This window comes from Pseudomonas sp., assembly GCF_049300855.1.
Taxonomy (GTDB): domain Bacteria; phylum Pseudomonadota; class Gammaproteobacteria; order Pseudomonadales; family Pseudomonadaceae; genus Aquipseudomonas.
In genome coordinates this window covers 168,145-183,890 of record NZ_JBAQKH010000042.1, presented here as the reverse complement: position 1 = coordinate 183,890, position 15,746 = coordinate 168,145, and the positions used below count along the sequence as shown (strand labels likewise).

The following is a 15,746-nucleotide window of genomic DNA, read 5'->3' as shown; positions in this document are numbered from 1 at the left end:
GCCGCTCAGGTAACCCGGCCCTTTTTCATGGGGACGGTGCCCACCGCATGCGCGCTTCTGGACGCTTTCAACAGATCGGCGAACGCCGCTTTATCAATCGGCCGACTCATGAAATAACCCTGCACCTCGTTACATTGATCGACCCCGAGAATGTCCAGTTGCTCTTCGGTCTCGACGCCTTCGGCCGTTACCGTCAGGCCCATGGCTTTGCCCAGTCCGATGATCGCCTGCACCACCGCGCGATCATTGGTGCCGCTGCTGATCGAGGCAATGAAGCGCTTGTCGATCTTGATCCCGTCGAACGGATAGGCGCGCAGGTAGCCGAGCGATGAGTAGCCGGTGCCGAAATCGTCCATGTTCAGGCGCACACCCAATTCCTTCAGCGCATTCATGGTGGTTAACGCGCCGTCGGTGTCGTTGAGCATGACGTTCTCGGTGATTTCCAGCTCCAGGCGACTGGCCGGGAAACGGCTTTCGACCAACACTTCGCGCACGACCTCGACCACATCGCTGACGGCAAACTGCGCCGGCGACAGGTTGACCGACAGCAGAATGTCTTCCGGCCAGCCCAGCGCGGTTTCGCAGGCTTCGCGCAACACCCAGCGACCCAGCGGGACGATCAGGTCAGTCTGTTCCGCCAACGGAATGAACAGGTCCGGCCCGAGCAATCCCTTGGTGGGGTGCTGCCAGCGCACCAGCGCTTCGACCGAAACGATCTGCTTGCCATCAATTTTGTAGCGCGGCTGATAGTGCAGCACGAACTCGTTGTGCTTGAGCGCATGGCGCAGGTCATCTTCCATTTGCCGGCGCGTCTGGATCTGGTCGCTCATGTGCGCTTCGAAATAGCACCAGGTGTTCTTGCCCTCGGATTTGGCTTGATACAGAGCGATGTCGGCGTAACGGATCAGGTCGCTCGGCACATAGCCGTGGCGACGGCTGAGGGCGATACCGATGCTGGCGCCGATGTGCAGCGGATGATGTTCGAAGACCACCGGTTGATGCAGGCTGCCGATCAGGCGGGTGCAAAACTTGTCGATTTCGTGCGGGTTGTCCATGCCGTTAAGCACCACGATGAATTCGTCGCCGCCCAGGCGCGCGACGATGTCGAGTTCGCGGGTGCATTCACGCAGGCGCGCAGCGACTTCCTGCAGCACGGCATCACCGGCCGGATGCCCGAGTGAATCGTTGATCGGTTTGAAGTTGTCGAGGTCAATCACCAGCAGTGACAGCGGCGGCGCGTGCTCCTTGAGCAGCAAGGCGTCATCCAGGTAGCGCGCGAGCTTGTTGCGATTGGGGAGGCCGGTGAGGGCATCGTGCATCGACAGATGCTGAATCTGCGCATGGGCGGCGACTTCGTCGGTGATGTCGCTGGCGGTACCGCGATAGCCGATAACCGTGTGCTTGTCGAAGATCGGCCGCGCGGACAGCCGGCAGTGGCGCTGCTGGCCGGAGTGGTCACGGTAGGTGCAACGCAAGTCACTGGCGCTGTTCTCCTCGGTGAGGTTTCTCAGCCACAGTTCCAGTGGCGTGGTGTCGCAATTTAACAGGTGGCCGATGTCTTGCCCCAACCACAGGGTTTGCGGGTAACCGGTCACTGCGCTGAAGCGCGCCGACAGGTAGGTCAGCGAAAGTGCGCGGTCGACTTCCCAGATCCAGTCCGACGCGGCTTCGGCCACCGCGCGAAAGCGTTCTTCGCTCGCTTCGAGCTCACGGTTGGCGTTTTCCAACGCTTGATTTGAGGTTTGCATGACGGCAAAACTCTGGTCGACGTACCGCGATGAACGCAAGGCGTGACGGAAGAAATACGCGGTCAGTAGCATCAGCACCACCATCGTCGCGCCGAGCGGTGGCAGCAGTGACCACAATAAATGATGCCCGGGCCGATCCAGATCGGCGATCAGGCTGTAACCGGTGTTGTCCAGCGGCACGCGAGGGCGTTGCGGATCGATCGCCTCGTCCGGCGCCAGGGTCAGGTTATTCAAGCCGTAACCGCTGCCGATCAGACGCAATTTGGTCGGCGTGAGTTTGTCGACGAACACCAGCACTGAAGAGGTCTGCGGGTCGCCCAGTGGCCGCTCATCGTTGGGAATGATCGCCGCCGCCGAGACCAGCGCCGGCCAGCCCTCGAACAGTGAATAGCGGCTGACCGGCTTGGTCAGGTCACCTTGGCCCAGCACCTGATCGAGCAGCGTGGTGGCGCTCAATTGCACAAACGCAGACAGTTCGGCATCGACCATTTGTCCGCGCACCACGGCGTAGCGGGTGCCTTCACGGTTGAGCACGAACACGCCGTCATAACCGTCAGTGGTGAACAGGGTCTTGCCGACGTTCTGCTCGGTGTAGGCCCAGTCGGTGTCGACCTGACCGCTCAAATGCTCGTAGGCAGTGGTCCAGTAGGCGTAGCTGGTGATGTAGTTTTTCGAGGCGGTAATGCGGTTTTCCAGCGCGCGAGCGGAATAGAAGCGGGTTTTGTTGATCTCTTCGCTGTCCAGGCGCTCGGCGATACCCAGCAAAGCGACCGCCGCAGCAATCACGCCGCTGACGAAAAGCGCACCGACCGCAAAGGCCAGGCGGCGGGTGACGGCGCTCTGACGCGGTGGAAGCGGGGCTGCATAGCTGGAAAGGTCCATGTGCTCTTCCTTGATCCGCTGTCTTCTGAATCTAGAACCACGGCGCGAGCGCAATGTTCAGATTCTTCTCTGCGACTGCTTTGAAAGCGTAGTGAACCCGGCGTGATTTGCCTCCCCGAGTGCAGCGCGCCGATCAGCGGCGATTCCCGAAAGGGCAAGACTTCCCGCTGAAAAACCGGATAATGGCGGCCATTCGTTTAGCCGTATTCTGGTAATCCCGCATGGAAATCAAGGTCAATTTTCTCGACAACCTTCGACTTGAGGCCAAGTTCGACGACTTCACGGTGATCGCCGATCAGCCCATCCGCTACAAGGGTGATGGCTCGGCACCGGGGCCGTTCGACTACTTTCTGGCATCGTCGGCGTTGTGTGCGGCCTACTTTGTGAAGTTGTACTGCGACACGCGCAACATCCCCACAGAAAACATTCGCCTGTCGCAAAACAACATCGTCGACCCGGAAAACCGCTACAACCAGATCTTCAAGATCCAGGTGGAGTTGCCGGCGGACATTTCCGAGAAGGATCGTCTGGGCATCCTGCGCTCCATTGATCGCTGCACCGTGAAGAAGGTTGTGCAGACCGGACCGGAATTCATCATCGAAGAAGTCGACAACCTCGACGCCGATGCCCAGGCGCTGTTGATGCCGGTGGCCGGTTCGGACGCAGGCACGTTCATTGCCGGCAAGGACCTGCCGCTGGAACAGACCATCGCCAACATGTCGGGGATTCTGGCCGACCTGGGCATGAAGATTGAAATCGCCTCGTGGCGCAACATCGTGCCCAACGTCTGGTCGCTGCACATCCGCGACGCCCATTCGCCGATGTGCTTCACCAACGGCAAGGGCGCGACCAAGGAAGGCGCGCTGGCCTCGGCACTGGGCGAGTTCATCGAGCGGCTGAACTGCAACTTCTTCTACAACGATCAGTTCTGGGGCGAAGAAATCGCCAACGCCGAGTTCGTCCATTACCCGGACGAACAATGGTTCAAGCCGGGGCCGAAAGACGAGCTGCCGAGCGAGATTCTCGACGACTACACCCGCAAGATTTACAACCGTGACGGCGAGTTGCGCGGCTCGAACCTGTACGACACCAACTCCGGCAACACCCAGCGCGGCATCTGCTCGCTACCGTTTGTGCGTCAGTCCGACAACGAAGTGGTGTACTTCCCGTCCAACCTGATCGAAAACCTCTACCTCAGCAATGGCATGAGCGCCGGCAACACGCTTGCCGAAGCGCAGGTACAGTGCCTGTCGGAGATCTTCGAGCGCGCGGTCAAACGCGAAATCCTCGAAGGCGAAATGGCTTTGCCGGATGTACCGCAGGCAGTGCTGGAGAAATACCCGAGCATCCTCGCCGGCATCAAAGGCCTGGAAGAGCAGGGCTTCCCGGTGCTGGTCAAGGATGCGTCGCTGGGTGGTGAATTCCCGGTGATGTGCGTGACCCTGATGAACCCGCGCACCGGCGGCGTGTTCGCCTCGTTCGGCGCGCACCCGAGCCTGGAAGTGGCGCTGGAACGCAGCCTCACCGAACTGTTGCAGGGCCGCAGCTTCGAAGGCCTCAACGACTTGCCGCAACCGACGTTCTCGGGGCAGGCCGTTACCGAGCCGAACAACTTCGTCGAGCACTTCATCGATTCCAGCGGCGTGGTGTCGTGGCGTTTCTTCAGCGCCAAGCCAGACTTCGAATTCGTCGAATGGGACTTCTCAGGCGACGGCGAAACCTCCAATGCCGAAGAGGCTGCGACGCTGTTTGGCATCCTTGAAGACATGGGCAAGGAAGTCTACATGGCGGTCTACGAGCACATCGGTGCCAAGGCTTGCCGGATTCTGGTGCCGGATTATTCGGAGATCTACCCGGTCGAAGATCTGATCTGGGACAACACCAACAAAGCCCTGCAATTCCGCGCCGACATCCTCAACCTGCACAACCTGAGCAAAGTCGGCCTGCGCAACCTCGCCCAAGGCCTGGAAAACAGCGAACAGGACGATTACACCGAGATCACCACGCTGATCGGCATCGAGTTCGACGACAACACACCGTGGGGCAAGTTGACCATTCTGGAACTGCGCCTGCTGATCTGCCTCGCCCTGCAGAAGTACGAGCAGGCCAAGGATCTGGTTGAAGCCTTTCTGCAGTACAACGACAACACCGTCGAGCGCGGCTTGTTCTATCAAGCGGTCAACGTGGTGCTGGAGATGGAACTGGACGAAGACCTGGAGTTGGAAGACTACGAAGCCAACTTCCGCCGCATGTTCGGCGACGAGCGCATGGACGCGGCGATCGGTTCGGTCAACGGTAGCGTGCGGTTCTATGGATTGACGCCGACCAGCACGAAGCTGGAAGGGCTGGATCGGCATTTGCGCTTGATCGAGAGCTATAAGAAGCTGCATACGGCGCGGGCGAAGGTGAAACAGGGCTAAGGCTGTTTCACATTGAGTTTGGCGGTGGATTCACCCCTCATCGGAACGCCGCCCGCCCAGCCCTCTCCCGAGGGAGAGGGAGCTGATCTGTGAGCTTTTCAGAATCCTAGTTCGACTCGATATCTCAGGTCGGCGTATCTCAACCAGCCACCTCGGTCAGTCTCCTTTCCCCAAGGGGAGGGCTGAGGTGAGGATTTTGCAAAACCCGAGTTCGGCTCGATATCTCAGGTCGGCGTATTTCAACCAGACACCTCGGTCAGTCCCCTCTCCCTCTGGGAGAGGGCTAGGGTGAGGGGCTTTGGCTTTTCCGCCCATGCGCCGCATTGGCCAGTTGCCCGGTATCGACCCGCACAAACACCGAATCACCCACCGCCGTCAGCACATCCCCGGCATACACCTCGCAGATCACCCGGGTCTTGCGCCCCACCTCACCCTCGACTTTCGCCCGCAAAGTCAGCGGCACGCCCATCGGCGTCGGTTTGATGAACTTGATGCCGAGGTTGCCAGTCACGCAGTCAATGCGCGGCAGGCTGCCGGGTTCGCGGTTCTCTGCGCGGTAGTGGTAGGCCATGACTGTCCAGTTGGAATGGCAGTCGACCAGCATCGCGATCAACCCGCCGTAGACCAGATCCGGCCAGCCGCAGTATTTGGCCTCCGGCAAGTGTTCGGCGACAACGTGTACACCGTCTTCGTGCCAGTGGCTTTTGACGTGCAGGCCGTGCGGGTTGCGGCCGCCGCAGCCGTAGCAGACGCCTTCGGGCGCGGCGAGGTCTTGCAGGGGCGTTTCAAGGCTGGACATGGTTTTTATTATCCTGACGTAGTAAGTCCGGTGAGGCGCAGGCGGTTGCGCCCGCCGCGTTTCGATTCGTAGAGCGCGGCGTCGCCGAGTTCGATCAGCGCGGTGAGGCTGGCGGGAGGCTGTTCGAACAGGCTGGCGCCAATGCTCAAGGTGACCGCCTCGGGCGTGGGGAAAGTCTGTGAGGCCATGGCCAGGAACTGTTCGCGCAGGGCGTTGCCCAGTTCGACGATGCGCTCGCTGGAGGCGTTGTTCAGCAGTATGACGAACTCGTCGCCCCCCAGGCGCGCAGCCAGCGCATTGCGCGGCAGCACTGAACGGATCATCTCGCTCAAGGCGATCAGCAAACGGTCGCCGGCCGTGTGGCCGTATTGATCGTTGACCTGTTTGAAGTTGTCGATGTCGATCAGCAACAGGGCGCCGGGGCGCTCTGGCAACACCTCGCCGAGCAGGCGCGGCGCGCGTTTTTCCAGGGCGCGGCGGTTGTAGAGGGCGGTCAGTGGATCGCGTTCAGCCAGCCGGGCGATCTCTTTTTCCCGGCGATAGCGTTCGGTGCCGGTCATCGACAGGGCGATCAACATGATTGCCATGGCGCCTTCGACCAGGGAAATCTGAATGATCTCGCCGCGAAATGCCGCCAGATCGATCAGCGTGCCGGGAATGACCACAGTCAGCGCCTTGGCCACATAGAAAATCCCGTGGGCCAGCAAGACGTAACGCAACTGCACCGCACCGACGCTCAGCGATTTGCCATGGGGCCGCAGGAGGAAACTGGCCTTGAGGGTCGAGAGCGCCACCAGCAGCGAATTGGCCGCCAGCATGACCTTCGACCACAGCGGCCCGTCCGGTAGTAACAACATGACCAGCCAGGCAACGAAGATCAGTGACCAGGTGCGCGACAGCCGCGTTTGCGTGAAGCGCGCGACGCCCAGCAGAAACAGGAAGTGGGCGGTCACCAACAGACCGTTGGCGAACCAGATGCCAATCAGCAGGAAACCATTGCTGCGCAGCAGGGCGAGGGTGGAACCGACGGTGATGGTGGCGAAACCGGCGCTCCAGAACAGTAGCGACGGCTCACGAATGCTGCGCCACTCGATCGCCAGATACAGCGCGGCAGCGGCTGCGAGGGCGATGGAAATGGTCAACATCGTAGGTGGGTCGAGCGGCATTTCTTGATGAGCCTGTCTGATTGGCAGTGAGACCGGCGATTGTAAGCGTTCGAGCGATTTTTTCGCAGCGGTCGTGTTGCCGCGCAGATCATCGGCATCGGCATCGGCATCGGCATCGGGCAGGGCGCGGCGGCTGTGCACCGCCGCGCCGAGCGGTCATTTACTGGCGTCGAGCACCACGCGGTAACGCGCCTTGCCGGTGCGCAGATGATCCACGGCGTCGTTGACCTTGCTCATGGGAAACATCTCGACCTGCGGCAGAATCTGATGCCGGGCGCAGAACTCGAGCATGGTTGCCATGGTGGCCGGCGAGCCGACCGGGGAAGCGGAAAGGGATTTCTGCTGCGGGATCAGATCGAACACATGCACCGGAATCGCGCTCGGTACGATGCCGACAAAGTGCAATCGGCCATTGGCGCGCAACGTGGCGAGCATGGCCGTCCAGTCGAGGTCGGCGTTGGCGCTGATCAGCAGGAAATCCAGCGTGCCGGCAATGGCCTTCAGCGCATTGCTGTCGGTCGAGGCGACAACGTTGTGCGCACCGAGGCGCTTGGCTTCGTCCTGCTTGTTCAGCGATGAGGTGAACGCGGTGACTTCGCAGCCCCAGGCATTGAGAAAGCGCAGGGCCAGATGGCCGAGGCCGCCGATGCCGACTACGCCAACCCGGTCGGTGGGTTTAACGCCGAATTGCAGCAGCGGGTTGAACACCGTGGAGCCGGCGCAGAACAGCGGGCCGACCAGCGCCGGATCGAGGCTGTCCGGAACGGGAATCGCCCACGCCCAATGCGAGCGCAAACGATCGGCAAAACCACCGTTGCTGCCGATGATGGTCGGTTGCGCGGTGCCGCACAGTTGTTGCGAGCCGGAAATGCACGACGAGCAGTGCATGCAACTGCCCTTGTACCAGCCGATGCCGACGCGTTGGCCCATCTTCAGGCCGCGCACCTGGGCGCCCATGCGCACGATCTTGCCGACCGCTTCGTGGCCCGGCACGAAAGGGTAGCGGCTGATGCCCCAGTCGTTGTCGATCAGCGATTGATCGGAGTGGCAGACGCCGCAGTATTCCACCGCGATTTCCACGTCTTCTTCGGCCAATGTGCCGGGATCGTAAGTGTATCGTTCAAGTGGTGCGCCGGCCGCAGTAGCGGCCCAGCCGTTGAAAGGGGTGGATTCGGTGTTGCTCATGGGGCACCTCCGGTTCGACTGACGGGGACAGCAGCCCGGCAAGTCTAGTCGGTCATTGCTGGGGCGCGAGCCAGGTGTCGACGACTCGACGATCCAGCTCCTCCCAGTACGCCATGCCCAGCACTCGCGTGGTGTTGAGCCCGCGCAGGTAACCGCGCAACTGGTTGGCAGTGTCTTTGATGACCTGCGGGTTGGTCGTGCCTTTGGCCAGCAATACGCTTTCGTACTGAACCAGATACTCGGCCACACGCTCGCGGAAATCGGGCAGAACGGCGTCACGGATCAGGTCAAACGTTCTCAAGGCGAACTCCTCATTTCATGTTTTTCTCGTTGTGGTTGAGTGTGTACCAGTCTGCATGTCGCGCAACTATTGCTAGAAGTAATAGTGACCATCACGAAACGCAAGTTTTGCTTTGGCGGCAATCGGCGGAAAATCGCTTCCATCGAACACGCAGCTCAAGGAATTTGCGCGATGAACACATTGACCCGACTGGCTTTGGTCGCCCTGCTGACGGGCGGAGCAGTTGCCACCGCACCGGCCTTCGCAGACGACGCCCGGTCGTGTCATTTCCAGACCATCACGGGCAGCAGCGCCACCTTGCAGCACTCGCAAACGGTGGGTGTGTTGCTCAGCGAGAATACGCTGGACAACGTGCAATACCTGGAGCGTTACCACGACATGGCGGCGAATGGCGCGAAAGACGCGCTGGATTCGCGGATTCGTGAAGCGTTCGTCGACAGCTCGGATCCGCAATTGGCCATCGATTGGTTGATGAACTCGCTGCAGCAACAATTTTTGTCGGTGACCGTCTACGACAACCTTGATGCTCTGGTGCAGGCGCATCCAGATGTCGTGGTCAAGCTCGACACCTTCAACCGTTTGCTGACGCAGCAAAACAGCCTGGTGGAAGCGCGTTTCACCGCACGCTTCTACGACGCCGACCTGCAATACATCGGCAAGGCTGAAGGCGCTGTAGAAAAACAGCTGCCGTCGGTCTGGGTGCATAACCAATCGGCACCGGCCATTGCCGCGCAGATCGACAAGCAGCGTGACCTGCAACTGAACGCCTTGAAGCAATTCGATGTGTCGCTCAAGGCTTTGGTGGCGTCGAGCTGAACGCTTAAAACATAAAGGGCGACGGCGGCTCCGTGAGGCTGAACCGTTGCCGGTTGAACCGAACGTTTATTTTCAGGATGACACCGATGCGTCTTTTCTTTGTGCCTGTTTTGGCCTTTGCCTCTTTGCTCGTTGGTTGCGCTTCGGCGCCGAACAATCCGAGCCTGACTTTGCAGACTAGCAAGACGCCTGCGCAGTATGCCGATTGTGTTGTGCCGAAGTTGCAAGGCAGTGCGTTGAACCCGACGGTTTCGCAGACTCAGCGTAGTTATCGGATTGTGGTGCCGAGTAAGGTGTCTGCCGACAATGTGCTGGAGGCCTATAAGGCGGGTACTGGCGGCAAGGTGTTTATTTACGAGCGGCATGTGTTGGCTTCGAATCTTTTGCCTTCGAGTTTTGAGCGGGCGGCTCAGGATTGCATCTGATGTTGGCCTTTGTACGTATTTAGCTGAGCTCCTTTGGTTGGCCGCAACCAACCAATTTTTTGCCTCGCGCCTTTGTTTGGTTGCGGGGCTTTTTTTTGGGTTTTTTTTGCTTTTTTGGCTTGGCGGCCTTTGGGCCGACCATGCTCTTGGGGTTTTGGGTGAATATCCGTTGTTTTGGGTGTTGCGGCTGGCGGTTTCGCTTTTACAGCGACTCACTTTTCCAGACGCCGAAAAGTAAGCAAAAGGCTGGGCCCCGGCGTTCGGCCCGCTCGCTGGGGCTCGGGGGTTCTTCGCTGCGGGATCTATCCGGGCGCATCGCCTACGGTTTGCTTCGCTGCACCTCCTCTCGATGTGTTTGGCTGCGCCAAACGGTCGCTACGCTCCCACCCCCGGATAAATCCCTCCACTCAGCCTTCCGAAGGGGCCGGCACGGCAAGATCAAGAGCTGTTGTCGAGCTAACGCTCATCCTGTTGAGTGGTGGGAAGCAGGGGGGGCGGCGAGTATGGGGGGCTGTTTTAAATTTTGAGTGTGGCTTGGTATTTTATGTCGGCGTAGCTGTTCGGAATTTGAGTTCGCTTCGGTATTTCACGTCGGCGTCGCTTCCCCATTCCCCGCGGTCAGTTCCTTCTCCCTCCGGGAGAGGGCTAGGGTGAGGGGCTTTTGATCTGGGCTATGCAGCCGGTTGTTGTAAAATGCGGCATCTTCAATCATACGAGCAGCGAAAATGGATTCTCACTCGATATTGACCTTCACTTTGGTCGCGGCGATTGCTATCGCAAGTCCTGGGCCTGCGACGTTGATGGCGATCAATAACAGTCTTGCTCATGGCCAGCGCAGTACGATTTGGTCGTCGCTGGGCAATGCCAGCGGTTTGTTCTGTCTGTCGGCGGCGGCGATGTTGGGGTTGGGGGCGTTGTTGGCCAGTTCCGAGATGTTGTTTAACGCGGTGAAGGTGATCGGTGCCGGTTATCTGTTTTATCTTGGCGTGAAGCAGCTGTTCAAGAAGGGGCCGATGCTGGCGCAGGGGATTGAGGGGGAGGCGGGCAAGGTGCGGCCGACGCGTGGGAAGTTGTACAAGTCGGCGTTTTTGACGGCGGTGACTAATCCCAAGGCGACGATGTTTTTCACGGCGCTGTTCCCGCAGTTCATCGATCAGGGCGCGGCGTTGCTGCCACAGTTTTTGATGTTGACGGCGATTTTCATGGCGTTGTCGGTGTCGTCGCTGAGTGTCTACGCCGCGCTGGCCTCGCGGGCCAAAGGCGTGCTGACCCGGCCGGCGCTGTCGCGTTGGGTCAGTCGTGTGGTGGGGACGACGTTCATTGGTTTTGGTGCTGCGGTTTTGACCATGCGCCGCCAGACGGCGTAAGCGTGAAGGGTCTTTTCAGACCCACTTGAACTGCGCCGGGAATCTGGCCACGAAGCAGGTGCCGGCGTCGAGGCTTGAGCTGACGGTCAAACTGCCGTTGTGCGCCGTGGCAATCTGCGAGGCGATGTACAGGCCCAAGCCCAGGCCCTCGCAGCGTTGCCCGGCTTCGGAGCGGGAAAACGGCTCGAACAGCAGCGGCATCAACTGCGCGGGAATCGGCGGGCCCTGGTTGGTCAGCGAGATCACGATTTCGCCGTTTTGCGAATAGGCCTTGAGGACGATCGGCGTGGCGTTTGAACCATGAGTCACGGCGTTGCCGAGCAGGTTCGAGAGCAGCTGGCTGATGCGCAACGCATCGCAATAGACGCCCGCCGGCACGTCCAGTTCATCGACGAAAATCGCTTGCGGGTGCGAGGCTTTAACTTCAGCGAGCGTCAATTGCAGGGTCTGCTGCAAGTCATCGACCAGTTTGCGCTGCACCGGAATCCCGCCGCCGAGGCGTCCACGCGCGAAGTCGAGGATGTTTTCGATCAGCACGCCCATGCGCACCGAGCTGTTGCGGATGGCTGAAATCAGATTCAGCGAACGTTTTTCTTCGGTTTTGCTTTCCAGCAGATCGGCGCTCATGCGAATGGCGCTCAGCGGTGTGCGCAGGTCATGGCCGAGTACGGCGATGAATTGCTCGCGCAGACGACCAAGTTCATTGGCGTCGTTCAGTTGGACCTTGGTCGCTTCAAGATGGGCCTGCGTGTCGAGGCTCATCGCGATCAGTTGGGCGAAGAGGGTCAGCGTCTTGGCGATGGCCGGCTCGTCGAGGTTCGCCGGGACGGAGTCAATCGCGCACAACGTGCCGAAGAAGTCCCCGTTGGCCTTGATGATGGGAATGGAGATGTAACTCTCCAGACCGTAGGTTTTGGGCGTGTGGTGCAGGGAAAAGATCGGGTGTGCGCTGGCGTGGCCGAAAATCACCGGTTGCTGATGCTGGCGGATCTCATGACAAATGGTCGATTCGAGCACCAGTTCACCGCCAGGCTTGAGGCCGAAGTCGATGGAGTCATCGACCGCGCAGGCCACCCAGTTTCTGTCCGTGACCCGCGCCACCGCCGCGAAACGCATGCCCGTCAGGTGCTTGACCATGCTCAGGATGACCGGCACCGCGTCAATGCTGCGGATGGCTTCGATGTCGGGGGCAAATACCGGGTTGGTCATGGGACGATGCTTCGTGAAGAGTTCGCCAAGAGACTATCTGGTATTGCTGCTGATGACTAATGAGGTTGGTCAGAAAGCACAAGGGCGCCACGGATGACCGGGGCGCCCTTGTGTTGTCGGCGTTGTTGAACGTCAGCGACTCAGAACTTGTACTTGGCCGTCAGCATGTAGCTGCGCGGATTGCCGTAGTTGTCGTTGGAGCCCCACGTGACGTTGGAGCCAATGGCAGAGTAGTAGACGCGGTCAAAGATGTTGTTGGCGTTGACCTGCAGATCCAGGTGTTGGTTGACTTCGTAGCCGGCCATCAGGTCGGTGACCGCATAGCCACCCTGTTCGAGGCGGTAGCTACCGTTATTGGCCAGGGCGACATCGTTGTACATGCGGCTTTGCCAATAGACGTTGCCACCCACGCGCAGGTGTTGCAGCGGACCCTGGAAGCGATACACGGTGGACACCTTGAACAGATGCTCTGGCGTGTCGGTTTCGAAACGCTGATTGTTGTTGGCCGGGTTTTCGTCCTTGATGTAGTGCGCGCGGGTGTAGGTGTAACCGGCGCCGACCTGCCAGTTTTCGGTCAGGGCGCCTTGCAGTTCCATGTCCACGCCTTGGCTGCGTACTTTGCCCGACGACCCGTAGCAGGTCAGGACCGGGCAACCGAACTGATTGTCGGCCAGGGTGGCGCGGCCGGTCTGGTCCATCTGGAACACCGCCAGACTGGCATTGAGCGCACCGTCGAAGTACTCGCCCTTGATGCCCACTTCGTAGTTTTCACCGACGATCGGCTCAAGCACTTTGCCGCCGAGGTCCTTCTGGGTTTGCGGGGTGAAGATGTCGGTGTAGCTGGCGTACACCGAGTGATGGTCGTCCAGCTTGTAGATCAGGCCGGCGTATCGAGTGAGGTTCTTGGTGACCTTGTAGTCGCCATCGGCGGTGCGGTCATCGTAGTCATACCAGTCGAGGCGGCCGCCGAGGATCAGTGTCAGCGGATCGGCCAGGCTCAGGCGGGTGGTCAGGTAGACGGCGTCCTGAGTGGTGACGGTGCGGGTTTTGCCGTCACGTACGAAATCAGGCTTGGGCGCGCCAATCGGCCACGCCGTGGTGTACGGATCGTATTCCTTGGTGGTCGCGTCATACACACGGTTGCTGGCGCCGACCACCAGTTCGTGGCTGCGGCCGAACGCTTCGAACGGGCCGCTGGCGAACACGTCGAGCGAGCGCTGCTTGTCGGTGTGATGCGATTGATAGGCGGTGGTTTCCAGCGGGCCGGCATAACGCGACAGGTAAGTCCCGGAGAACTCGCCGTCGAGGGTCGAGGACGAGCCGGCGACGTGCAGTTTCCAGTCGTTGTCGAAGCGATGCTCGACTTCACCGAACAGGGTGTCGATCTGCAGCTTGCGGTTTTCCCAGTCGGTGCCGGGATAGGTCGAGCGGGGCAGGTCGAGGTGATGGCCGTTGGTGCCGATCGGCAGGCCGCCCCAGAAATAGTTGGTCTGTTCGTTCTGCCGCGAGAAGCCGAGCGTCGCGGTGGTGCTGTCGCTGAGGTCGGCTTCACCAATGGCGTAGAACAGGCCATGGTCGTTCTCTTCCTTGTCGCGGAAGCTGTCGGCGCCCTGATAGGAACTCACCACGCGACCGCGCAAGGTGCCGCTTTCATTCAGCGGGCTGGAGGCGTCGATCTCGCCACGGTAGTCATCCCAACTGCCGGCGGCGCCGGTGAGGGTCACGCGCTGATCAGCGGTGGGACGTTTGCGCACCAGATTGATCGCCGCCGAAGGATTGCCGGCACCGGTGACCAGACCGGTCGCACCACGGACGATTTCGACGCGGTCGAACATCGCCAGATTGGGTTGCACTGCCATCGAAAAAGGCGAGTACGAACTGGGCAGGCCGTCGTACATGATGGTGTCGATGTCGAAACCGCGCGAGCTGTAGGTCTGCCGACCCGGGCCGCTGGCTTGACTGAGGAACAACCCCGGCGTGCCTTTCACCACGTCGTTGATGCTGGTCATGTTCTGGTCGTCCATGCGCTGACGGGTGATCACCGTCACCGCCTGAGGCGTTTCGCGCATGGTCAGCGACAGCTTGGTCGCCGTGCGCATCGGGCCAGTGGTGTAGGACTGGGTGTCTTCAGTGGTGCTGCTCATCTGGGTGGCGCCGATCTCAGTGGCGTCCAGTTCCAGCGTGGCGGGCGGGGTTTCATCGGCCAGCGCCGGTGCAATGCTGGCCATGCAAATGGCGATTGCGAGCAGGTTAGGTGAGTGGTTGGAACGGCGGTGAATGGTGCGAAACGACATCAATCTGCTTCCCCAAATGATACGAAAACGAATCCAGTGCGAGTGCGTGTAGGAATTATTCGCATTAGTGTGTCAGATCATTCCGGGTGAAGAAAGCCGTACAGCTCAGTTAGTTAACGAATTTTTCACATTTGCGCGGGCGCTCTGCGTCGCGGGTTGGCGCAGCGTTATGGTTTTTGGGAGGAGGAAATCAGGTGCAACAGGCCGATCACAAAGGGCTGTGACCGGCGCTGCTGATGTGTCGTGCTCAGCGGATTAATGCGAGGAAAAGGGCGATCAGTTCAAGTCGGCGGCGTCGTGCCGCTCGGGCACTTGCGCCGCCTCATCGCCCCACGTGCGATTGACGCGTTGCCCGCGAATGACTGCCGGCCGCTGGGCGATGTCCTCGGCCCAGCGCTGCACATGGGTGTATTCGTGAGCCGCCAAAAACTCGGCCGCCGAATAGACATTGTTGCGCACCAATTGCCCGTACCACGGCCAGACTGCGATATCGGCGATGGTGTAGCTGTCGCCAGCCAGATAAGCACTTTCGGCCAAACGCCGATCGAGCACATCCAGTTGCCGCTTGGCCTCCATGGTGAAGCGGTTGATCGGGTACTCCATCTTCTCCGGCGCATAGGCGTAGAAATGCCCGAAACCGCCGCCCAGATACGGCGCCGCACCCATCTGCCAGAACAGCCAGTTCAGCGTTTCGGTACGGCCGGCCGGGTCTTTCGGCAGGAAGGCGCCGAATTTTTCGGCCAAGTACAGCAGGATCGAACCGGACTCGAACACGCGGATTGGCGGCTCGACACTGCGGTCCAGCAGTGCAGGGATTTTCGAGTTTGGGTTGATCTCGACAAACCCGCTGGAAAACTGATCGCCTTCGCCAATGCGGATCAACCATGCATCGTACTCGGCCGCGCTGTGCCCCAGGGCCAGCAGCTCTTCGAGCAGGATGGTCACCTTCACGCCGTTGGGCGTGGCCAGCGAATACAGTTGCAGCGGATGTTTGCCGACCGGCAATGTCTTGTCATGCGTCGGCCCGGCAATCGGCCGATTGATACTGGCGAACTGGCCGCCGGACGGGGCTTCGTTTTTCCAGACCTGGGGCGGAACGTACGGCGCTTTGCTCATGTAAGGGGCCTCATCGTT

12 protein-coding genes are annotated in these 15,746 nt (G+C 60.1%); 4 read left to right on the top strand and 8 right to left on the bottom strand.

Translation table 11 applies throughout. The annotated features are described in order from the left end of the window. Positions 1-5: 5 nt before the first annotated feature. Positions 6-2,630, bottom strand: coding sequence for a bifunctional diguanylate cyclase/phosphodiesterase (locus WA225_RS22190; RefSeq protein ID WP_422609610.1), 2,625 nt, complete (start codon positions 2,628-2,630; stop codon positions 6-8). A 221-nt stretch (positions 2,631-2,851) separates the two neighbouring features. Between WA225_RS22190 and WA225_RS22185 the strand changes: the two genes are divergently transcribed. Beyond that, a complete protein-coding gene (locus WA225_RS22185; protein ID WP_422609609.1) occupies positions 2,852-5,050 on the top strand; it encodes an OsmC domain/YcaO domain-containing protein in 2,199 nt (732 codons plus the stop codon). A gap of 283 nt (positions 5,051-5,333) precedes the next feature. On the opposite strand, the gene WA225_RS22180 is transcribed toward WA225_RS22185, so the two are convergent. From WA225_RS22180 to WA225_RS22165, 4 genes are all read right to left on the bottom strand, one after another. After that, a complete protein-coding gene (locus WA225_RS22180) occupies positions 5,334-5,849 on the bottom strand; it encodes a PaaI family thioesterase (RefSeq protein WP_422609608.1) in 516 nt (171 codons plus the stop codon). Between the two features lie 8 nt (positions 5,850-5,857). Next, the gene (locus WA225_RS22175) at positions 5,858-7,015 is read right to left on the bottom strand and encodes a GGDEF domain-containing protein (RefSeq protein WP_422609810.1); all 1,158 of its coding nucleotides are present in this window, start codon (positions 7,013-7,015) and stop codon (positions 5,858-5,860) included. A gap of 156 nt (positions 7,016-7,171) precedes the next feature. Continuing rightward, positions 7,172-8,200, bottom strand: coding sequence for an NADPH-dependent aldehyde reductase Ahr (ahr, locus tag WA225_RS22170; protein ID WP_422609607.1), 1,029 nt, complete (start codon positions 8,198-8,200; stop codon positions 7,172-7,174). Positions 8,201-8,252: 52 nt separating this feature from the next. Beyond that, positions 8,253-8,501, bottom strand: coding sequence for a hypothetical protein (locus WA225_RS22165; protein WP_422609606.1), 249 nt, complete (start codon positions 8,499-8,501; stop codon positions 8,253-8,255). A 171-nt stretch (positions 8,502-8,672) separates the two neighbouring features. On the opposite strand from WA225_RS22165, the gene WA225_RS22160 reads away from it, so the two are divergent. The 3 genes from WA225_RS22160 to WA225_RS22150 all read left to right on the top strand — a co-directional run bounded on the left by WA225_RS22160 (position 8,673) and on the right by WA225_RS22150 (position 11,109). Then, positions 8,673-9,317 carry an ATPase gene (locus WA225_RS22160; RefSeq protein WP_422609605.1) on the top strand — a complete coding sequence of 215 codons (645 nt, stop codon included), beginning with the start codon at positions 8,673-8,675 and terminating at the stop codon, positions 9,315-9,317. Positions 9,318-9,403: 86 nt separating this feature from the next. Then, a complete protein-coding gene (locus WA225_RS22155; RefSeq protein ID WP_422609604.1) occupies positions 9,404-9,742 on the top strand; it encodes a hypothetical protein in 339 nt (112 codons plus the stop codon). Positions 9,743-10,467: 725 nt separating this feature from the next. Then, positions 10,468-11,109, top strand: coding sequence for a LysE family translocator (locus WA225_RS22150; RefSeq protein ID WP_422609603.1), 642 nt, complete (start codon positions 10,468-10,470; stop codon positions 11,107-11,109). A gap of 15 nt (positions 11,110-11,124) precedes the next feature. Here the strand turns inward: WA225_RS22150 and WA225_RS22145 are convergent, their stop codons facing one another. From WA225_RS22145 to yghU, 3 genes are all read right to left on the bottom strand, one after another. Further along, positions 11,125-12,318, bottom strand: coding sequence for a GAF domain-containing sensor histidine kinase (locus tag WA225_RS22145; RefSeq protein WP_422609602.1), 1,194 nt, complete (start codon positions 12,316-12,318; stop codon positions 11,125-11,127). A gap of 140 nt (positions 12,319-12,458) precedes the next feature. After that, positions 12,459-14,612, bottom strand: a complete 2,154-nt coding sequence (locus WA225_RS22140) for a TonB-dependent siderophore receptor (protein ID WP_422609601.1) — start codon at positions 14,610-14,612, stop codon at positions 12,459-12,461. 276 nt (positions 14,613-14,888) lie between these two features. Beyond that, complete coding sequence (gene yghU / locus WA225_RS22135) at positions 14,889-15,728, bottom strand: glutathione-dependent disulfide-bond oxidoreductase (protein ID WP_422609600.1); 840 nt, start codon at positions 15,726-15,728, stop codon at positions 14,889-14,891. Positions 15,729-15,746 lie beyond the last annotated feature (18 nt).